Source organism: Herbaspirillum sp. FG34 (assembly GCF_057809315.1).
On record NZ_JBMDJS010000001.1, the window covers coordinates 300,488 to 320,121 of the forward strand.

Sequence of the window (19,634 nt, forward strand, 5' to 3'; positions counted from 1 at the left end):
GCCGAATCGGCAAACCGTTCTTACAATCGCTGCATGTCCCATATCCCTACCCGCATCTTGCAGGAGACCGCCGTACGCTACTTCCTTGAAGTCGTGCGGCGCGGCTCCATTACCGAAGCGGCCCATACCCTCAACGTAGCCTCCTCGGCCATCAGCCGCCAGATTGCCCGCCTCGAAGCCGAGCTCGACACCCCGCTGTTCGAGCGCGTCTCGCGCGGCATGCGGCCCAATGCCGCAGGAGAATTGCTGGCCGCGCATGCGCTGCGCCAGCAACTGGAAGCCGAGCGCATCGGCAATGAACTGGCCGCCCTGAAAGGCTTGCGGCGCGGGGAAGTGAAACTGGCCACCACCGAAGGCTTCGCGTTGGAATTCGTCCCGGTGGCCATCGAACAGTTCTGCGCTCAGCACAAGGGCATCCGTTTCCAGCTGTCGGTGGGCAACGCAGTCCATGTGGCGCAGCAGATCCGCGAAGGAGCAGTGGACCTGGGCCTGACCTTCACGATGGCACCGGATCCGGACATCAAGGTGGAGTTCGCCCAGCGCGCCCCCATCATGGCAGTGATGCGACCGGACCATGCCCTGGCCCATCGCAGGCAGGTCAGCCTGTCGGAGCTGGCGCCCTACCCGCTGGCCATGCCGCAGAAGAACATCACCATGCGACGCCTGATCGATGCCTGCTGCAGCCGCCGTAACGTCCTGCTGGAACCGACGCTGGCGGCCGACTCCATCAGCGCCCTGCTGTGCTTCGTGATGGCCGGCCAGGGCATCGGTTTCTCGGCCGCGCTGCCGATCCGCAGGCTGGTACGTGAAGGGCAGCTGGCGGCCCTGCCCATCCGCGACAAGGACATGAATACCCTGCAGCTGGAAATCCAGTCCCTGGCCGGACGCACCCTGCCCGATGCCGCCCGCGCCTTCCTCAACACCCTGATTGCGCGCGCCAGCGCACGGCATTAGGGCCTGTTCACATTCAATCTGCGGGAGCGATTCAATGTCAGCAGCCCCTAGGCGTCTTCCTCCAGCAGCGCGCCGGCACCTTGCAGGACCAGCAGCGGTGCCAGGTGAAAGGAATGTTCCAGGCGCGCCTGCGGATCTTCCATGTGCTCGGCGATGACGCCCATGCAGGCCGCCACCAGGCAACGTGCCACGTCGATAGGGGTCAGCCCGCGCCGCAACTGGCCACGCTCATAGGCGATATTGAGAACGGCGGTGAGATGCTGCAAGGCGCGCAGGCTCAGTGACTCGATGCGCTCGCCCAGTTCCTCGGGCAGCTCGGGCGTGCCGCGATAGCGCAGCACCACCTCCATGCGCCGACGCTGGCGCACATTGCGCAGGAAATCGAGCAGCTTGAACCACAGTACTTCGCGCAACAACATCAGCGGCTGCTCGCTCTGGCGATAGACCGCCAGTTCGGGACCGATGTCGAACGGCCAGACCAGTTCATCGAAGACCGCCTTGACCAGCGCCACCTTGTCCGGAAAGTGCCAGTACACGGCCCCGCGCGTAAAGGCGGCGCTGGCGGCCACGTGCTCCAGCGTGGTGGCGCGCACCCCGCGCCGGGCAAAGGCAGCCAGTGCCGCGTCGAGCAGGATGGCGCGGGTCTTGTCGGCGCGCGGGCTCATGGCGCGGCGGTGGCCGGATCGCTCGCCACGGGGGTGCCGGTGCGTTCCACCCAGCCGCCGCCCAGCGCCTTATAGAAGGTCACCAGGTTGGTCCAGCGCGACAGACGCGTACCGATCAGGGTCTTCTGTGCCGAATACAACGTGCGCTGCGAATCGAGCACGTCCAGGTAGCTATCCACACCACTGTTCAAGCGTGCCTGCGAGAGGTGATACGAGGCGTCACTGGCTTCCACCAGATCCTCCTGGGCCTTGAGCTGGCGGCCCAGGGTATTGCGCTGGGCCAGCGCGTCCGAGACTTCCTGGAAGGCGGTCTGGATGGCCTTCTCGTACTGGGCCACGCTGATGTCGCGGCTGATGGTGGCGATATCCAGATTGGCCTGATTGGCGCCGCCATCGAAGATCGGCAAGGAAATCTGCGGCACGAAACTCCACGAACCCGAGCCGCCCTTGAACAAGCCGGCCAGCCGCGCGCTGGCCGTTCCCGCATCGGCAGTCAGGCTGATGCTGGGATAGAAGGCCGCACGCGCCGCGCCGATATTGGCGTTGGCCGCGCGCAGGGAGCGCTCGGCCTCGACAATGTCGGCGCGGCGCTGCAGCAGTTCCGAGGGCAGCCCGGGCGGAATGCTCGCCAGCGGACTGGCGGCGGCCAGGGCGGTATCCGGCAGGCCCTGCGGCAACAATCGGTCCGGCAGGTCTTTGCCCACCAGCAGCACCAGGGCATTGCGGTCCTGATCGACCTGGGCGGTGTAGCTCTCCACATCCACACGCGCACTTTCCACGCTGGTCTGCGCCTGGCGCAAGGTCAGTGCCGAGGCCGAGCCCAGCTCGAAGCTGCGCTGCGTGAGCGCATAACTGCTGCTCTGGCTGGCCAGCGTGTCCCTGGCCAGGCGCAGGCGATCCTGGTCGGAGGCCAGGGTCAGCCAGGCCGTGGCCACTTCGGCGATCAGGCTGATCTGGGTACTGCGCCTGGCTTCGGCGGTGGAGAGGAAGGATTGCAGCGCCTGTTCCTTGAGGCTGCGCACGCGTCCGAACAGGTCCAGTTCATAGGCGCTAAAGCCCAGCGTGGCGGTATAGCTGCGTGAGGTCAGCGCGCGGCCGGTGGTCGACAGGTCGGCCGGCGTGCGGCTGGCCGATTCGCTGGTGGCGGCGTTGATGGTCGGGAACAGTGCGGCACGCTCCACGCCATACTGGGCGCGCGCCTTTTCGATGTTGAGCACGGCCACGCGCAGGTCACGATTGTTGGCCAGACTCAGACTTATCACTTCCTGCAATGTCGGATCGGTGAAAACATCACGCCAGCCGATATCAGAAACGGCCGGCGCCGGCGTGGTGCCGGCGGGCGCTGCACTGTGGTCGCCCGCAAAGCGGCTGGCGACGGGCGCGGCGGGACGCTGGTAGTCCGGCATCAGGGTGCAGCCGCCCAGCAGCGTGGCCAGCAGCAGCGGCGTCATCAGGAGACGGGGGCGTTGCGCGGCGCGGGTGGTCGGAAAGGAATTCATGTCAGTGCTCCGGAGAAATCGCGGGTTGGCCTTGCGGCGCGGAAGACGGCTTGCGGGCGAACAGCTTCATGATGATCACGAAGAACAGCGGCACGAAGAAGATCGCCAGCACCGTGCCCGAGAGCATGCCGCCGATCACCGCCGTCCCCAGCGCATGCTGGGCACCGGCGCCGGCACCACTGCCCAGTACCAGCGGCAGCACGCCGAGGATGAAGGCCAGCGAGGTCATGAGGATAGGACGCAGACGCATGCGCACCGCTTCCATGGTGGCTTCCACCAGGCTCTTGCCGTGCTCGTAGAGATCCTTGGCGAACTCCACGATCAGGATGGCGTTCTTGCAGGCCAGGCCGATGGTGGTCAGGAGACCTACCTGGAAATAGACGTCATTCATCTTCCAGGTCAGGATCGCGCCCAGCAATGCGCCAAACACGCCCAGCGGCACCACCATGATCACCGAGAACGGCACCGCCCAGCTCTCGTAGAGCGCCGCCAGCGCCAGGAACACGATCAGGATCGAGATCGAGTAGAGGATGCCGGTCTTGCCGCTGGAAGCCTTTTCCTGCAAGGACAGTCCGGTCCATTCATAGCCGATGCCGGGCGGCATCTTGGCCAGGGCCGCTTCCACGATGGCCATGGCCTGACCGCTGGAGGCCGCGCCCGGCAGGGCCATGCCGAGGATCTCCATGGACGGCACGCCGTTGTAGCGTTCCAGGCGCGGCGAGCCGGAGGCCCAGCTGGCCGTGGAGAAGGCACTGAACGGAACCATGGTGCCGGCGCTGTTGCGCACATACCAGCGGTCCAGGTCCGAGGGCAGCATGCGGTATTGCGCATCGGCCTGCAGCATCACCTTCTTCACGCGGCCCTTGTCGATGAAGTCATTGACGTAGCTGCTGCCCCAGGCGGTGGCGATGGTGTCATTGATGTCGGACATGGACACCCCCAACGCACCGGCCTTGTCGGTGTCGACATGGAGGCGGAATTCCGGCGTATCTTCCAGCCCGTTGGGGCGCACCGCCACCAGACGCTTGTCCTGCGACAGGATGCCGAGCAACTGGTTGCGGGCCTGCATCAGGGCAGCATGGCCGAGGTTGGCTTCATCCTTCAACATCAGGTCGAAACCGGTGGCATTGCCCAGCTCGGACACCGCCGGCGGGGCGAAGGCAAACACGCGGGCATCGCGGATGCGGGCGAAGGCGGCACCGGCCTTGGCTGCCACGTCGGTCACAGAGAGCCCCGGGCCCTTGCGCTCATCCCAGGGCTTGAGCTTGATGAAGGCAAAGCCCATGTTCTGCCCGCTACCGGCGAAGCTGAATCCGGAGACGGCAAAGATGCCCGATACCGCATCCTTCTGGTCTACCAGGAAATGATGCTCGACCTGCCGGATCACTTCGTCGGTACGCGCCTTGGTGGCGCCGGAGGGCAACTGCACGATCGCAAACAGCGTGCCCTGGTCTTCATCCGGGAGGAAGCCCACCGGCAACTTCATGAAGCCGGTCACCACCAGTGCCAGCAGCACCGCATAGGCCGCCATGTAGCGCCAGCCACGACCCAGCATGTGGCGCACGATGCCCTGGTAGCGCAGGTTGCCGCGATCGAACTGACGGTTGAACCAGCCGAAGAAACCGGTGCTCGCCAGCGCATGCCCCTTGGCCGCAGGCTTGAGCAGCGTGGCGCACAGGGCCGGCGTCAACACCAGCGCCACCAGTACCGACAGCGTCATGGCCGAGACGATGGTGATGGAGAACTGGCGATAGATCACCCCGGTGGAACCGCTGAAGAAGGCCATCGGCACGAACACCGCCGCCAGCACCAGCGCCACCCCGACCAGGGCACCACTGATCTGGCCCATGGACTTGCGGGTGGCCTCCTTGGGCGGCAAGCCCTCCTCGGACATCACCCGTTCGACGTTCTCCACCACCACGATGGCATCGTCCACCAGCAGACCGATGGCCAGCACCATGGCAAACATGGTCAGGGTATTGATGGTGAAGCCGAACACGGCCAGCACGCCGAAGGTTCCCAGCAACACCACCGGCACGGCGATGGTCGGGATCAGCGTGGCGCGGAAGTTCTGCAGGAACAGGTACATCACCAGGAACACCAGCACCACCGCCTCGATCAGGGTGCGCACCACTTCCTCGATGGAGATGCGCACGAAGGGCGTGGTGTCATAGGGCTTCTGCACCTTCATCCCGGCGGGGAAGAATTTCTCCAGCTGGGCCACGCGCGCATCGATGGCCTTGACGGTATCGAGCGCATTGGCGCCGGTGGCCAGCTTGATGGCCAGGCCGGCGGCGGGCTTGCCGTTGTAGCGACCCACCGAGGTGTAGCTTTCGCTGCCCAGTTCGATGCGGGCCACGTCGGCCAGCTTGACCTGGGCCCCGCCGGTAAGCGTGCGCAGCACGATGTTGCGGAACTGCTCGGCCGTGCGCAGGCGGGTCTGGGCCGTGATGGTGGCGTTGATCTGCTGGTTCTCGGCCGCCGGCAAGCCGCCCAGCTGACCGGAAGACACCTGTACGTTCTGCGCCTGGATGGCGTTCTTCACGTCCAGCGGCGTCAGGCTGTAGCTGTTGAGCTTGTCGGGATCGAGCCAGATGCGCATGGCATATTGCGAACCGAAGAGCGTGGTATCGCCCACCCCTTCGACCCGACTGATCGGATCCTGAATGTTGGCCGCGACGTAGTCCGACAGGTCCGAGCCGCTCATGCTGCCATCTTCCGAGGTAAAGGCCAGCACGTTGAGGAAGTTGGTGGCCGACTTGGTCACCGTGATGCCCTGCTGCTGGACTTCCGAGGGCAGCAGGGGCGTGGCCAGCGAGAGCTTGTTCTGTACCTGCACCTGGGCCGTATCCGGATTGGTACCGTTCTCGAAGGTCAGCGTAATGGTCACCGTGCCGGACGATTCACTGGTGGAGGCCATGTAGCTGAGACGATCCAGCCCCTTCATCTTCTGCTCGATGATCTGGGTCACGGTATCTTCCAGCGTCTTGGCCGACGCCCCCGGATAGTTGGCAGTGATGGCGATGGCCGGTGGCGCGATGGCCGGGTACTGCGCAATCGGCAGGGTCAGCACCGAAATGGCGCCGGCCAGCATGACGATGATGGCGAGGACCCAGGCGAAGATGGGGCGGTCAATGAAGAAGCGAGCCATGATCTGTTCCCGCCTTTCAGTTGGTGTGGGTGCCGGTGCCGCTGGCCGTGGCCACCGTGGCCTTGGGCGACCACGGCACCACGTTCACCTTGGCCCCCGGGGTGGCGCGCTGCAGGCCATCGACCACCAGCTGGTCGCCTTCCTTGAGACCGCTGCTGACCAGCCACTGGCTGCCGATGGCGCGATCGGTCACCAGTGCGCGCTGTTCCACCACGCCCGCTGCATTGACCACGAAGGCCACCGGCTTGCCGGCACCATCGCGACTGACTGCCTGCTGCGGCACCAGCAGGCCCTGCTGGCGCACCCCCTCCTCCAGTACGGCGCGCACATACATGCCCGGCAGCAGATCGGTCTTCGGATTGGGGAACACCGCGCGCAGGGTGATGGCCCCCGTGTCCTGGTTGACCGTCACGTCCGAGAACTGCAACGTCCCCTCCTGCGCATAGGTGCGGCCATTCTCCAGCACCAGCCTGACCTTGGCGCCATTGCCCGACTTCTGCAGCTGGCCATTGGCCAGCGCTTCCTTCAGGTTGAGCCAGGTGGTACTGGACTGGGTGACGTCGACGTAGATCGGATCGAGTTGCTGGATGGTGGTCAGCGCCGTGGTCTGGTTGGCAGTCACCAGCGCACCCGGGGTCACGCTGGACTTGCCGATGCGCCCGGAGATGGGCGCGTCGACTCTGGCGTAATCGAGGTTGATGCGGCTGGTCTGCACGTTGGCGCGGGCCGAACCCACATCGGCCTCGGCTTCGCCGAGCGAAGCGACGGCGTCATCGTAATCCTGCTGGCTGACCGCCCTGATGGCCACCAGCTCCTTGTAGCGGCTGGCCTTCAGGCGCGCCGTCTTCACGCTCGCCTCGGCCTTGGCCAGCGCCGCCACGCTGCTGTCATAGGCGGCCTGATAGCTGGCCGGATTGATCTGGTACAGCACCTGGCCCGCCTTGACGTCACTGCCCTCACGGAAGCTGCGGGTCTTGATGATGCCGTTGACCTGCGGCCGTACGTCGGCGATCTGGTAGGGCGAGGTCCGCCCCGGCAGTTCCGTGTGCAGTTCCACCGGTTGCGCATGCACCGTCATCACCCCCAGTACGGGCGTGCCCGCTGCCGGTGGCGGCCCGCCCGGCGGCTTGCCGCAGGCACTGAGAACACTGAGGATGGCCAGTGCAGCGACGGGCCGTAGTAGGGGTGGGGTGCGCATGAAGGACTCTCCGGAAAAGAAGGAAGATTTTTATAACGATACCGAACTGTACAGTATTATTAATTGACAGTTCTTTCCCGGTCAAGCAATACTGAACACATCTGTACGAAAAAGACACTTGTAAAGAAATCACGGAGACCAGCAATGAGAGTCAAGACCCCTGCCCGGCGCGAGGCCATCCTGGCCGTGGCGGCCGACGTCTTCAAGGAGATGGGTTTCGAGGGTGCGTCCATGGCCGAGATCTCGGCCCGCATCGGTGGCTCAAAGGCCACGCTGTATGGCTACTTCAAGTCGAAGGAGGAGCTGTTCGTGGCGGTGACCCACGGCGAGGCCAAGAAGCAGATGGAGCCTGCCCTGGCCGCACTGGACCAGGAGGTGGACGATCTGGCGAAGACCTTGCAGGTCTTTGGCGAGAAGGCGGTGAGTTTCCTGTGCCAGGAGAGCACCTTGCAGACGCACCGCATGATCGTGGCCGAAGCCGGCCGCAGTGACATCGGCCGACGCTTCCACGAAGAGGGACCGAAGATGGGGATGGAGCGTATCGCCGCCTTCCTGAAGAAGCAGATGGCAGCCGGTCGCCTGCGACCGGCCGACCCCATGCTGGCGACCCAGCAGTTGTGCGCCCTGCTCGATTGCGAGACGGTCAAGCCGATGATGCTGGGACTGGAAACCAGTATCTCGCGGCCGCGCATGAAGCGCATGGTAGGCCGCGCGGTAGAGACCTTCCTCGCGGCCTACGCCATGCCTTCGGACTGAGAACGACGGTCCTCAGAAGGTATGCCGGATCCCGAATTGCACGCCGGTCTCGCTGGCACCGGCATCCGGGCTCAAGGCCTGGCTGGCCGTGAAGCTGGCACCGGTCATGCGATAGGCGGCGGTATTCTGGTTGATCAGGCGTGAGGCCACCGCATACAGCCGCGTGCGTTTGGAGAGGTCGTAGTTCACGATCAGGCTGAACTGGCGCGCGTTGTTGTTGTAGCGCGAACTGTCCTTGACGTAGCCGCCGCCTGCACCGACGGTGGTCTGCGCATTGATGCGGTAGTCGGCCGAGAGGCTGTAGGTGTTGTGATAGTCGCCCGCCGTATTGCCGACCACGGCACCGGTCGGATCGTACTTGCCAGCCGGATTGGTGAAGACATTGCCGGTGGTGGCCGAGATCACTTCATTGGTGCGGAAGAAGGCCAGGTAGACCTTGCCGCTGCCGTACTCAACATTGCCGCCCAGCATGAACTGTTTCACGCTGTTGGTGTTGGTGGCGTTGTTGGCGTTGAGATAGGCGCTGGCCACGTAGAGCGGCCCCTGCTGGGTCTGCATGCCGATCTGGTAGACCGCATTGCCGGCGGTGCTGCCGGCGCGCTCGCCGACCGAGTAATGCAGCTCCAGCGTGGTATTGGCAAACTTGGGCGAGATGTAGCTGATGTCGTTGTCCACCCGCGCCAGCCAGTTGGCGAAGTTGTTGTAGGCCGAGCCATAAGTGGCCGCACCGAACGCATCCATATTGCCCGAGTAGAGGAACATGACGCTGTTCTGCCGCCCCACGCGCACTTCGCCGAAGCCGCCGCCGAGGCCGACCCAGGACTGGCGGTCAAAGTAGCGGTAGCTGTTCTGCAGGCCGCCGGTACTAGGATCGAAACCGGTTTCCAGATTGAAGCTGGCGCGATAGCCGCCGCCCAGATCCTCGACGCCCTTGAAGCCGAGACGGCTGGTCATCTGTCCATTGTTGCCCATGGCCCAGAGCGAGGTGTCCTTGCCGCCGACGGTGCTCTTCTGGTAGGCCGTATAAACATCCACTACGCCATAGATGGTGACGGAACTCTGCGCGAAGGCAGCGGGGGCAGCAGCCAGCAGCAGGGCTGCCGGGATGAGACGGATGGGATGTTGCAACTGCATAAGGAATCTCCTCCTGTGGGTAAATCGGTCTGGTTGATCCAGTGTTCTTGTCAATGTCGATGGCGTGCATCAAGGGCGCGCTGCCGGATAGCTCGCATGTCAGTTCAGATCGGTGTGCGCCTCTTCTGCGTGGGCGCTCTGTTCTTCCCCTCGCTGCTCCTTGCCAGGTTCAGCCTGCGGGTCAAACAAGATCAGTCGATGTATTTCAGGCCGGCAGCTTCCAGCGGCAAGCGCATCTTGTACATGTCCAACCCCAGTACGCCGGCGGCCAGTTGGGCACGCTTCTCGCCTTCCAGGGCTTCGCGCTGCTGCGCCACCCCGGCCACGCGCGTGGCGTCGGCAGCGGGCACGACCACCACACCATCGTCATCGGCCACGATCACGTCGCCCGGATTGACCAGCGCCCCGGCGCAGATCACCGGTACGTTGACCGATCCCAACGTGGCCTTGATGGTGCCCTTGGCACTGATGGCCCGGCTCCACACCGGAAAGCCCATTTCCTTCAATACCTTCACGTCGCGCACACCGGCATCGATGATGAGTGCCCGCGCACCGCGCGCCATGAAGCTGGTGGCCAGCAGATCGCCGAAATAGCCATCGGTGCACTCGGCCGTGATGGCCGCCACCACGATATCGCCAGGTCGGATCTGCTCGGCCACCACGTGCATCATCCAGTTGTCGCCGGGGTGCAGCAGCACCGTCACGGCCGTGCCCGCGATGGTGGTGCCGGGATAGACGGGACGCAGGTAGGGCTTCAACAGGCCGGTACGACCCTGGGCCTCATGCACGGTGGCCACGCCGAACTGGCCAAGCTGCTGCACGGCGCCCGCCTCGGCCCGTTCGATATGGCGCTTGACCACGCCAAGCTGGTTGATCAGGGGGGTGCTCATTGGCTCAGTCCTTTCGCATTGAGGGCGGCATCCAGGCGCGGATAGACGCGACGGGCATTGCCTTCGTAGATCTGGTGGCGCTCTTCGGGGCTCAGTGCGGCGGCCTCGATGTAGCGTTTGGTGTCGTCGTAGTAGTGGCCGGTCTGAGGATCGATGCCACGCACCGCGCCGATCATCTCGGAGGCGAACAGCACGTTCTGCACCGGGATCACGCGCGTGAGCAGGTCGATGCCCGGCTGGTGATACACGCAGGTATCGAAGAAGATGTTGTTGAGCAGATGCTCTTCGAGCAGCGGCTTTTTCATCTCCTGTGCCAGGCCACGGAAGCGCCCCCAGTGATACGGCACAGCACCGCCACCGTGCGGGATCAGGAACTTCAGCGTCGGAAAATCCTTGAACAGGTCCGAGCTCAGGCACTGCATGAAGGCGGTGGTATCGGCATTGAGGTAATGCGCGCCGGTGGTGTGGAAGCAGGCATTGCAGCTGGTGCTCACGTGGATCATGGCCGGCACCTCCAGCTCCACCATCTTCTCGTAGAGCGGATACCAGGAGCGGTCCGACAGCGGCGGCGCAGTCCAGTGCCCGCCCGAGGGATCGGGATTGAGATTGATGCCGACGAAACCATATTCCCGCACGCACTTTTCCATCTCCGCAATCGAGGTGCGGATATCGGCCCCCGGCGACTGCGGCAGCATGGCCGCGCCGATGAAGTGATCCGGGAACAGTTGCGCCACCCGATGGCACAGTTCATTGCAGATGCCCGCCCAGGTCTGGCTGGTGTTGAGATCGCCGATGTGATGCGCCATGAAGGAGGCGCGCGGCGAGAAGATGGTCAGATCCGCCCCGCGTTCGCGCATCAGACGCAGCTGGTTGTTTTGGATGGACTCGCGCAGTTCGTCATCGCTGATCTTGAGCTCGGCCACCTTGGGACCGAGTTCGGGCGTATTCAGGTTGGCGATCTGCCGGTTGCGCCAGTCTTCCAGCGCTTTGGGGGCCGTGGTGTAGTGGCCATGGCAGTCGATGATGAGAGAGTCTCGCATGGGGTTCAGGGATGTTCTGTCAGGAGTTCGGCGGGAATCAGCACTTCCCCGCGCAGGATGGGACGCGCCGTGCGCAGCAGCGCGGCACGCAGGATCTGTTGCTGGTCGTGCGGATCGAGCTCCAGCTCGACGCTGAATTCGCCGCTGGGATGCTCCACCGAGACGGTACGTTGCAAGCCGCTGCCGGTGGCGACCAGGCCTTGCGCAACCGACGCTTCCAGCACGCAGGCCGTGGCGACGGTAACGGCCGCCAGTACCCCGATGGCTTCATGGCAGACGTGCGGAATGAAGCAGCGGGTCGAGACCGTGCCGCCTGCCGTCGGCGGCGACAGCAGGCACATCTTGGGATAGTTCCGGTCGGTCACGTCGCCCAGGCCCATGAGCGGACCGCAGGCCAGGCGCAGCGCTTCGAGCCTTTGCTTGAGGACCTCGTCAGCGTTGAGGACGGCCACACCTTCATCACCGGCCAGGCCGAAATCAGCCGCGCGCACCAGTACCATGGGCATGCCGTTATCGATGAGCGTGGCAACGATTTCGCGCTGCTCGCCGCCGGGCACTGCATAGCGCACGCGATCCAGTACGCGGCCGGTGGGCAGCATCGTCGGGCACACCGAACCGGCGGTATCAAGGAAATTGATGCGCACCGGCGCTGCCGTTCCCGGCACGCCATCGATGCGGGTATCGCCCCGGTAACGCAGGCGGCCACCCGGTGTCTGGACGGTGACGTCGCACTGCATGCCGGTGTTGAACGTGAGGATGCGGGCAGTAGTGGTCTCGGGACCGGCGGCAATGAGTCCGCGTTCGATGGCAAAGGGCAGCACCGCAGCCAGCATGTTGCCGCAATTGGGCGTGGTATCGACCCGGTCCGACTCGGGCTGCAACTGTGCAAACAAGAAATCCAGATCCACGCCGGTGACGCGACTGCGACTGACGATACCGGCCTTGCTGGTCAGCGGATGCGCGCCGCCCAGACCGTCGATCTGGCGCCGGTCGGGCGAGCCCAGTGCGGCCAGCAGCACGCGATCCCGCGCAGCGCTGTCCTGCGGCAGATCATCGGCCACGAAGAAGGGGCCGCGCGACGTGCCGCCCCGCATCAGGGTGCAGGGGATGGCCAGGAGGTCGGATGCCTCAGGCTCGCCAGGGCAGTGAAGGTCGAGGTCGGACAAGGTTCTTTACCGTTGATGACAATGGCGCCGAGTATGCGTGAGCGCCCTCCCGGCTTGGTTGCGTTGTGGCCCTTCCTCTGTTCTAATTTTCTAATCGCGCTCAGAATTCAACCGACCTGAAACGACCCGTCATGACCCTGCTCAACCTGCGTCACCTGCACGTCTTCAATGTCGTCGCCACCACCGGCGGCGTACGCCGTTCCTCCGACACGCTGCTGCGCGCCTCCTCTGCGGTAGCACGCTCGGTGGCAGCACTGGAGCACAGCCTGGCCACACAACTGTTCGAGCGCAAGGGGCGTGGCATGCTGCCCACCGCTGCCGGCGAGGCTGTTCGGCTGAGGGTGGAGCGCATCGAAGCCGAATTGCGCGAGGTGCGCGATGATGCACTGCGCCTGCGCGACCGCAACGGCAAGCCGGTGGGCAGCCTCGATGCCTTGTTCAACGAGCGGCGCCTGCAGGCAGCCGCACTGCTGGCCGAGACGCATCACATGCCCAGCGTGGCGCGCCTGATGGAAGTCTCCCCCTCGGCGGTCAGTCAGGCGCTGTCGATGCTGGAGGGTATCCTGGGACAGGCGCTGTTCTTCCGCACCGCGCACGGCATGCTGCCCACCGATGCCGGGCGTCGCTGGACCGAGCGCTTTGGTCGCGCCCTGGCCGAACTGCGCCATATCCCGGAAGATATCGCCGCACTCGATGGCGTGGTGCAAGGGACAGTGACCGTCGGTGCCCTGCCGCTGGCGCGCTCGCAGCTGCTGCCCCAGGCAATGACGCGCGTGCTGGCCAGGCATCCGCGCCTGCAGATCCGTTCGCTGGAAAGCCCCTATGAAGAGCTGGCGGCCGGTCTCATGAGCGGGCGTATCGATTTCATCGTCGGCGCCCTGCGCGCCTTTTCCAGTGACACCTTCGACATGCGCCCGCTGGTGGCTGACAGTGCCGCGCTGATTGCACGCGCGGGTCACCCGCTGGCCAGCCGCAAGAAACTGTCCCTGCGCGATCTCGACGGCTATCCCTGGGTGCTCTCGCGGGCCGGGACGCCGCTGCGCGATTCCATCGAGCAATTCTTCCGCGACAGTCACTGGCCAGCTCCCCGCCCGGCGGTGGAGACCGGCGACCTGGCGCTGCTGCGTGGACTGCTGGTGGGCAGCGAGATGCTCACCGTGATCTCGGCCCATCAGCTGCAACACGAAATCGCCACCGGCCAGCTCACCACCCTGCCCTTCGCCATGCGTGGCATGGAACGTCGCATCGGACTCATGCAGCGCAAGGGAGCGCATCTGTCTCCGGGCGCAAGCGCCCTGCAGGAAGCCATCGAAGCGGTCGCCACCGGCATGGACTGAAGCACGCCGGAAGGCGGCATGGGGCTCACCGGAGGGCGCTGCGGGCGCGCTTCGCGGATCTTCTTGAAATCCACCGTGATTAGCAAATGGCAACGCTCAGGTAGCCGAAAGCAATGCTCGCCATTGATCCCCGTCTTACACTTTGCGGCAAGTCAAGGAGCCCTGATCGCACCTTGACGGGCAATCCCCAAGCCGCGTGCATACAAGCCGGCAGATCCCGACAAATCGACACCATCACGGAGACTTAATGAATACAGCACAATCGCTGGACGTGCGTTCGCACATCAACGGACGCAAGATGTCCGGCTATCAATGGCTGCTGCTGATCCTGTGCTTCCTCATCGTGGCCACCGACGGTATGGACGTGGCCATCATGGGCTTCCTGGCACCGGCCATCACCAAGGAGTGGGGCATCTCGCGCGCCGCCTTCGGCGTGGTCATGAGTGCCGCGCCGATCGGCCTGGCCATTGGCGCATTGCTGGTCGGTCCGCTGTCGGACCGTTATGGCCGCAAGAAGCTGCTGATGACGGCGGTGGCCTGGTTCGGCGTGTGCAGCCTGGCTTGTGCCTTCGCGCACGACGTGGTCACGCTCTCCGCCCTGCGCTTACTGACCGGCCTGGGCCTCGGTGCAGCCATGCCCAATGCCACCACCCTGCTCTCGGAATACGTCCCCGAGCGCTCGCGCAGCACCCTGCTGGCCATCATGTTCACCGGCTTCAATCTGGGTTCCGGCCTGATCGGCTTCCTGGCCGCCGCCCTGCTGCCAGAGCACGGCTGGCGCAGCGTGCTGATGGTAGGCGGTGCCATTCCGCTGTGCTGCCTGCCCTTCTACCTGTGGCTGGTCCCCGAGTCGGCCCGTTTCATGGTGGTACGCCACTATCCTGCCCAGCGCATTGCCCGCACCCTGGCGCGCGTGTGCGGTGGCAGCTTCGCCGCCGACCAGACATTCAGCGTCAGTGAACCGCCGGTCAAGGGTGGCCAGCCGGCCAAGGTACTGCTCTCGGACAGTTATCGCAAGACCACGCTGTCGCTGTGGGGCACCTACTTCATGGGCCTCTTGGTGATTTACCTGCTCTCCGGCTGGCTGCCCACGCTGATCAAGGATGCCGGCCTGCCCATCGAAAAGGCCGCCAGCATTACCGCCCTGTTCCAGCTGGGCGGCACCGTCGGCGCGCTGGTGGTAGGCTTCCTGATGGACCGCTGGTCGCCCAGTCGTGCCATCGCCGCGGCCTACATCGCGGGTGCCGTCTTCATCCTGCTGCTGGCTTGCGGCAGTGTGCAGTCGGGCATGTTTGCGGCCTACGTGCTGCTGGCCGGCTTCTGCATGAGCGGCGCGCAGACCGGACTGAACGCCTTTGCCCCCTCCTGCTATCCGACCGTGGTGCGTGCCACCGGCGTATCGTGGATGCTGGGGGTGGGCCGCTTCGGCAGCATCCTGGGTTCCTTTGCCGGTGGCGTGCTGCTGTCGATGGGCTGGGGCTTTGGTGCCGTCATCGCCATTCTCGCTGTCCCCGCTACGCTGGCGGCGCTGATCATCGTCTTCATCCAGATGGGGCAGCGTCCGGCGGCTGCGGTTTGATCAAGCCGCTGCATCAATCACATCGGATTCATCTGTTACAGGAATAAATCGTCATGGCCAACATCGTCGGCGCCATCGCCACCTCCCACACACCGACCATCGGCTTCGCGCTGGATGCCAACAAGCAGCACGATGCGGTCTGGGCGCCCATCTTCAAGGCTTACGAGCCGGTGCAGCAATGGCTGAAAGAGAAGCAACCGGACGTGCTGCTGGTGGTCTACAACGACCACGTGAGCTCCTTCTTCTTCGACCATTACTCCGCCTTTGCCCTGGGGGTGGGCAGCGAGTACCAGGTCGCCGACGAAGGCGGGGGTGCCCGCAAGCTGCCCGCCGTTGGTGGCCATGCCGCGCTGGCGCGCCATATCGGCAGCTCGCTCATGGCCGATGAATTCGACATGGCCTTCTTCCAGAACAAGCCGCTGGACCATGGGTGCTTCTCGCCCTTGTCGATGCTGTGGCCGCACCAGGAGGGTTGGCCCGGCCAGATCATCCCGCTGCAGGTCGGCGTGCTGCAGTTCCCGATCCCGACCGCACGCCGCTGCTACAAGCTGGGCCAGGGTCTGCGCCGCGCCATCGAAAGCTATCCGGAAGACCTCGATGTGGTCATCGTCGCCACCGGCGGGCTGTCGCATCAGGTGCATGGCGAGCGCGCCGGCTTCAACAATACCCCGTGGGACCACCAGTTCCTGGACCTGCTGCAGCACGACCCGGAAGCCCTGACCCGCCTGACCCATGCCGAGCTGGCGACCCTGGGCGGACTGGAAAGTGCCGAGGTCATCATGTGGCTCATCATGCGCGGCGCCATGCCGGCGGGTGTGAACTGCCTGCATCGCGAGTATTACCTGCCCTCCATGACGGGTATTGCGGTGGCCGTCTATGAACCGGCGGTCATGGTCGATACGGCCTTGCAGGCCGCCGAAACGCAGCGCCATCGGGAGCACGTGGCACACCAGCTGAAAGGGATAGAGCAGCTTGCCGGCACCTACCCCTTCACGCTGGAAACGGCCAACACCCGCTACCGCATCAACCGCTACCTGTACCAGCTGATCCAGCCGGCGTTCCGTGAGCGCTTCCTGGCTGATCCGCAGGCGACCTATGAGCAAGCCGGCCTGACACAGGAAGAAAGCGACATGATCAGCCGTCGCGACTGGCAGGCCATGATCCGCTATGGCGTGATCTTCTTCCTGCTGGAAAAGCTGGGCGCGGTGGTCGGCGTATCGAACCTGCATATCTACGCGGCCATGCGCGGGCAGTCGCTGGAAGAATTCCAGAAGACGCGCAATGCACCAGGCGCGCTGTACTCGGTGGCGGGAGCGGCGTCGGACAAGGCGGCCGACTGGAGGAACAAGACCGGGACAAAGTAAGCGTCTTTTGCTTGCTGACGTACCAGGCATCGCGCCCTCCCTCGGAGCGGCGCGATTTTTTATGGGCGTTACCATTCAACACATATCGTCATTTCATCAAAAGCGACGATCTATCTTGACTGTTACGCACTGAAAGCAGCAATGCTAATCATCAGAAAAATAGAATTTCTTCCATTGAGAAAGCGCTTCGTGCATCGGAGACTGTCGCCTTCGTCGCTCGGGGCCTCTGCTGCATCGATGAGTCCACGGGCATAGGCCGCATCCGGAACCTCTTCGTTCAAGCAGAGCGTGTACGCACTTCGCAAGAGGTAGTGCGTTTTCTCCTGTTTGTTCACTGGCATGTTTCGGAATGCGCAAATTCGCTCTGGAAGTCGCATCGCATGCCCTCCCCCTCGCAGAAAGATTCATCTCGCTCCCAAGCGCGCATGACGCAGCATCGCCGGCTGCTCCAGCTGGACTCGCCGCTCGGGACCGACATCCTGCTGCCACAACGGCTCATCGCCACTGAGCGCCTGAGTCATGGCTACGAGGTCAGCATCGATGTACTGGCCACGGAGGTCGGCATAGCGTTGGAGCAGTTGATTGCCCAGCCCGTCACCCTATGGATCAGACAACACCAGGGCCACACGCTGCCCCTGCATGGCTACGTGCATAGCGCAAGGCGCCTGGGCAGTGACGGCGACATCGACTTTTGCCAGCTTGCGTTTTCGTCCTGGCTGCATTTCCTGCGCTTTCGCAAGGATGCGCGCATCTGGCAGGACAAGACCACCGAAGACATTCTTGCGGACGTCTTCGACTGCCATCCACAGGCGCGGGGGCAGTATCGCTTTGAACTGGAGCGGCCTTCTCTTACCCGATCCTATTGCACCCAGTACGAAACCGACTGGCATTTCGTCCAGCGCCTCATGGAAGAAGAAGGCTGGTTCGCCCATCATGAGCAGCGGGAAGACGGCAGCGGCCACGTTCTGGTCATCACCGACAATACGTGGAGCCTGCCCGGATTGCCGCAGCAAGACCTTGCCTTCCACCGCGCCGGCCCGCGCGACGAGCTCGACAAGATCCTGCATTGGAGCGCGAGCCGCACGCTCGCCTCGACATCCTGGCGGGGCCGCAGCGACGACTACAAATCGCCTCGCATGCAGAAGGAGGCCGAAGAACAGGTGATGCCCGAATACGGCCAGCTGCCCGCACAGCTGGAGATGTATGAGTACACCGGTGCTTACAGTTTTGCGCAGCAGGCACAAGGCAATCGACAGGCCGACCTGCAAGTGGAGCAGTGGGAATCCTCCATGCAGCGCTACGCTGCCGTCTCAGGTGTGCGCAATCTGGCTTGTGGACGCTGGTTCAGCCTGGAGGAGCATCCGCTGCACCGGAAGGAGGCGCAGAGCGAACGCCAGTTCGTCATCCTCGCCATCGACTGGTTCATCGAGAACAATCTTCCCCTGTCGCATCAGGCGCTGGACTTTCCGGGCAGCCTGAGTCCTGCACTGAAGACGTTCAAGCAGTCCATCGGGCGCGAACGGGACATCGGCGAAGAGGGCAATGAGCACACCGGCCATTGCTTCAATCGCGTCGAGGTACAACGCCGCAAGCTGCCGTTTCGCCCTGCACGTACTCATCAGAAGCCGCTCATGTTGCCGCAAACCGCCATCGTCGTCGGGCCTGCCGGAGAAGAGGTCCATACCGATCAGCTCGATCGCGTCAAGGTCCAGTTCCGCTGGGACCGGATCAATCCTGGCAACGAGGCAGCGTCCTGCTGGATGCGGGTGAGTTACCCCAATGCCGGCGAGTACTGGGGTGCCATCCAGGTACCGCGCATCGGGCAGGAAGTCATCGTGTCCTTCCTCAACGGCGACCCGGATCGGCCGGTGGTGACCGGGCGCTTGTTCAATGGGGAACAGCGTCCGCAGTGGCACAGCAACGGTCGGCTATCGGGTGTGAAGTCCAAGGAATTCGGCGGCACCGGCTTCAACCAGATGGTGATGGACGACACCCCTGAGCAGAACCGGATTCATCTCTACAGCACCAATACCCATGCGCAATTGAATCTCGGCCATCTGGTCAGCCAGACCGGCAACGAGCGCCGCCACTTCTTCGGTAGCGGCTTCGCGCTCAGTACCGATGCCTACGGCGCCATCGTCACGCACAAGGGCTTGTACATCAGCACCTATGGACGGCCAGGCGCACAGGGAACGCAACTTGATGCAAGGGAGGCTACCGGCCAGCTGAAGTCCGGCGCAACCCTCAGCAGGACCTTGTCGGAGACGGCAGCGAAAGCGGGCGCTGAAGCACTCGCGGGGCATGAGTCATTGCGCGACTTCATCGATGCCACCCAGGCGGATTACGAGGATCCGTCGCAGGCGCAGGCCAATCGTTTCAAGCAGGCCATTCTGCTGGCGGCCTCGCCGGATGGCATTGGCCTGACTACGTCCAAAGGCGTACATGCGCATGCTGGTGCGGAGCTCACGTTGTCATCGGGAACGGATACCAGCATCGCAGCCGGGAAGAGCCTGCTGGCCAGCGTGGCCGAGAAGATCGGCCTGTTCGCCTTCAAGGCCGGGATCAAGCTGTTCTCCGCCAAGGGCAAGGTGGAGGTACAGGCGCAGAGCGACGATCTGGATCTCATCGCGGAGAAGGTGGCCCGGCTGCTGTCCACGAGCGGGCGCGTCGAGATTCATGCGAAAGACGAGGTAGTGATTTCGGCAGGAGGTTCCTTCATCCGGATCAACGCCTCCGGAATCACGCACGGAACAGCTGGCACATGGGAAGCCAAGGCATCGCAGCATGCGATGACGGGTCCGGCGCGCCTGTCGTATGCGATGCCCTTGCTGCCCGCGAGTGACTTGAATCTGCCGAAACGCTATCCCTATTCGCAGTAAATTTTTCTTCAACGAGGGCATC

The 19,634-nt window shown here is 64.0% G+C and carries 14 protein-coding genes; 6 read left to right on the forward strand and 8 right to left on the reverse strand.

What is annotated here, in order from left to right:
- Window positions 1-33: 33 nt before the first annotated feature.
- Entirely contained in the window at window positions 34-954 is a 921-nt protein-coding gene (locus tag ACODSZ_RS01315; RefSeq protein WP_034350002.1) for a LysR family transcriptional regulator, read from the forward strand.
- A 47-nt stretch (window positions 955-1,001) separates the two neighbouring features.
- Here the strand turns inward: ACODSZ_RS01315 and ACODSZ_RS01320 are convergent, their stop codons facing one another.
- From ACODSZ_RS01320 to ACODSZ_RS01335, 4 genes are read right to left on the reverse strand one after another with little or no spacing between them, the layout of a single operon-like run.
- Window positions 1,002-1,619 carry a TetR family transcriptional regulator gene (locus ACODSZ_RS01320; RefSeq protein WP_008326775.1) on the reverse strand — a complete coding sequence of 206 codons (618 nt, stop codon included), beginning with the start codon at window positions 1,617-1,619 and terminating at the stop codon, window positions 1,002-1,004.
- Complete coding sequence (gene adeC, locus ACODSZ_RS01325; protein WP_488926870.1) at window positions 1,616-3,118, reverse strand: AdeC/AdeK/OprM family multidrug efflux complex outer membrane factor; 1,503 nt, start codon at window positions 3,116-3,118, stop codon at window positions 1,616-1,618. Before adeC ends, ACODSZ_RS01320 begins: the two co-directional genes overlap by 4 nt.
- A 1-nt stretch (window position 3,119) precedes the next feature.
- On the reverse strand, window positions 3,120-6,269 hold the full coding sequence (locus tag ACODSZ_RS01330) for an efflux RND transporter permease subunit (RefSeq protein ID WP_488926871.1): 3,150 nt from the start codon (window positions 6,267-6,269) through the stop codon (window positions 3,120-3,122).
- Window positions 6,270-6,285: 16 nt separating this feature from the next.
- Window positions 6,286-7,467, reverse strand: coding sequence for an efflux RND transporter periplasmic adaptor subunit (locus ACODSZ_RS01335; RefSeq protein ID WP_008326772.1), 1,182 nt, complete (start codon window positions 7,465-7,467; stop codon window positions 6,286-6,288).
- A gap of 144 nt (window positions 7,468-7,611) precedes the next feature.
- On the opposite strand from ACODSZ_RS01335, the gene ACODSZ_RS01340 reads away from it, so the two are divergent.
- Complete coding sequence (locus tag ACODSZ_RS01340) at window positions 7,612-8,223, forward strand: TetR/AcrR family transcriptional regulator (protein ID WP_175344466.1); 612 nt, start codon at window positions 7,612-7,614, stop codon at window positions 8,221-8,223.
- Between the two features lie 12 nt (window positions 8,224-8,235).
- Here ACODSZ_RS01340 and ACODSZ_RS01345 read toward each other — a convergent pair whose 3' ends face one another.
- From ACODSZ_RS01345 to ACODSZ_RS01360, 4 genes are all read right to left on the reverse strand, one after another.
- Window positions 8,236-9,357 (reverse strand): porin, encoded by a 1,122-nt coding sequence (locus tag ACODSZ_RS01345; protein ID WP_175344465.1) that lies wholly within the window; start codon window positions 9,355-9,357, stop codon window positions 8,236-8,238.
- A 191-nt stretch (window positions 9,358-9,548) separates the two neighbouring features.
- Window positions 9,549-10,232: a 4-carboxy-4-hydroxy-2-oxoadipate aldolase/oxaloacetate decarboxylase gene (ligK, locus tag ACODSZ_RS01350; RefSeq protein ID WP_175344508.1), complete on the reverse strand. Its 684-nt coding sequence runs from the start codon at window positions 10,230-10,232 to the stop codon at window positions 9,549-9,551.
- An 11-nt stretch (window positions 10,233-10,243) separates the two neighbouring features.
- Window positions 10,244-11,287 (reverse strand): amidohydrolase family protein, encoded by a 1,044-nt coding sequence (locus ACODSZ_RS01355; RefSeq protein ID WP_488926872.1) that lies wholly within the window; start codon window positions 11,285-11,287, stop codon window positions 10,244-10,246.
- Window positions 11,288-11,292: 5 nt separating this feature from the next.
- On the reverse strand, window positions 11,293-12,453 hold the full coding sequence (locus tag ACODSZ_RS01360; RefSeq protein ID WP_488926873.1) for a 4-oxalomesaconate tautomerase: 1,161 nt from the start codon (window positions 12,451-12,453) through the stop codon (window positions 11,293-11,295).
- A gap of 131 nt (window positions 12,454-12,584) precedes the next feature.
- On the opposite strand from ACODSZ_RS01360, the gene ACODSZ_RS01365 reads away from it, so the two are divergent.
- The 4 genes from ACODSZ_RS01365 to ACODSZ_RS01380 all read left to right on the forward strand — a co-directional run bounded on the left by ACODSZ_RS01365 (window position 12,585) and on the right by ACODSZ_RS01380 (window position 19,612).
- The gene (locus ACODSZ_RS01365; protein WP_488926874.1) at window positions 12,585-13,790 is read left to right on the forward strand and encodes a LysR family transcriptional regulator; all 1,206 of its coding nucleotides are present in this window, start codon (window positions 12,585-12,587) and stop codon (window positions 13,788-13,790) included.
- Window positions 13,791-14,037: 247 nt separating this feature from the next.
- Window positions 14,038-15,369 carry an MFS transporter gene (locus tag ACODSZ_RS01370; RefSeq protein WP_175344462.1) on the forward strand — a complete coding sequence of 444 codons (1,332 nt, stop codon included), beginning with the start codon at window positions 14,038-14,040 and terminating at the stop codon, window positions 15,367-15,369.
- Between the two features lie 53 nt (window positions 15,370-15,422).
- Window positions 15,423-16,733, forward strand: coding sequence for a gallate dioxygenase (locus ACODSZ_RS01375; RefSeq protein WP_488926875.1), 1,311 nt, complete (start codon window positions 15,423-15,425; stop codon window positions 16,731-16,733).
- A 425-nt stretch (window positions 16,734-17,158) separates the two neighbouring features.
- A complete protein-coding gene (locus ACODSZ_RS01380; RefSeq protein WP_488926876.1) occupies window positions 17,159-19,612 on the forward strand; it encodes a type VI secretion system Vgr family protein in 2,454 nt (817 codons plus the stop codon).
- The last annotated feature ends 22 nt before the right edge of the window (window positions 19,613-19,634 follow it).

Bases quoted from the DNA above. Each gene is read 5' to 3' on its own strand.
- ACODSZ_RS01315 (WP_034350002.1), top strand. From the start codon at position 34: ATGTCCCATATCCCTACCCGCATCTTGCAGGAGACCGCCGTACGCTAC.
- ACODSZ_RS01330 (WP_488926871.1), bottom strand. From the start codon at position 6,269: ATGGCTCGCTTCTTCATTGACCGCCCCATCTTCGCCTGGGTCCTCGCC.
- adeC (WP_488926870.1), bottom strand. From the start codon at position 3,118: ATGAATTCCTTTCCGACCACCCGCGCCGCGCAACGCCCCCGTCTCCTG.
- ACODSZ_RS01340 (WP_175344466.1), top strand. From the start codon at position 7,612: ATGAGAGTCAAGACCCCTGCCCGGCGCGAGGCCATCCTGGCCGTGGCG.
- ACODSZ_RS01380 (WP_488926876.1), top strand. From the start codon at position 17,159: ATGACGCAGCATCGCCGGCTGCTCCAGCTGGACTCGCCGCTCGGGACC.
- ACODSZ_RS01375 (WP_488926875.1), top strand. From the start codon at position 15,423: ATGGCCAACATCGTCGGCGCCATCGCCACCTCCCACACACCGACCATC.
- ACODSZ_RS01335 (WP_008326772.1), bottom strand. From the start codon at position 7,467: ATGCGCACCCCACCCCTACTACGGCCCGTCGCTGCACTGGCCATCCTC.
- ACODSZ_RS01320 (WP_008326775.1), bottom strand. From the start codon at position 1,619: ATGAGCCCGCGCGCCGACAAGACCCGCGCCATCCTGCTCGACGCGGCA.
- ACODSZ_RS01370 (WP_175344462.1), top strand. From the start codon at position 14,038: ATGAATACAGCACAATCGCTGGACGTGCGTTCGCACATCAACGGACGC.
- ACODSZ_RS01355 (WP_488926872.1), bottom strand. From the start codon at position 11,287: ATGCGAGACTCTCTCATCATCGACTGCCATGGCCACTACACCACGGCC.
- ACODSZ_RS01345 (WP_175344465.1), bottom strand. From the start codon at position 9,357: ATGCAGTTGCAACATCCCATCCGTCTCATCCCGGCAGCCCTGCTGCTG.
- ACODSZ_RS01365 (WP_488926874.1), top strand. From the start codon at position 12,585: ATGACCCTGCTCAACCTGCGTCACCTGCACGTCTTCAATGTCGTCGCC.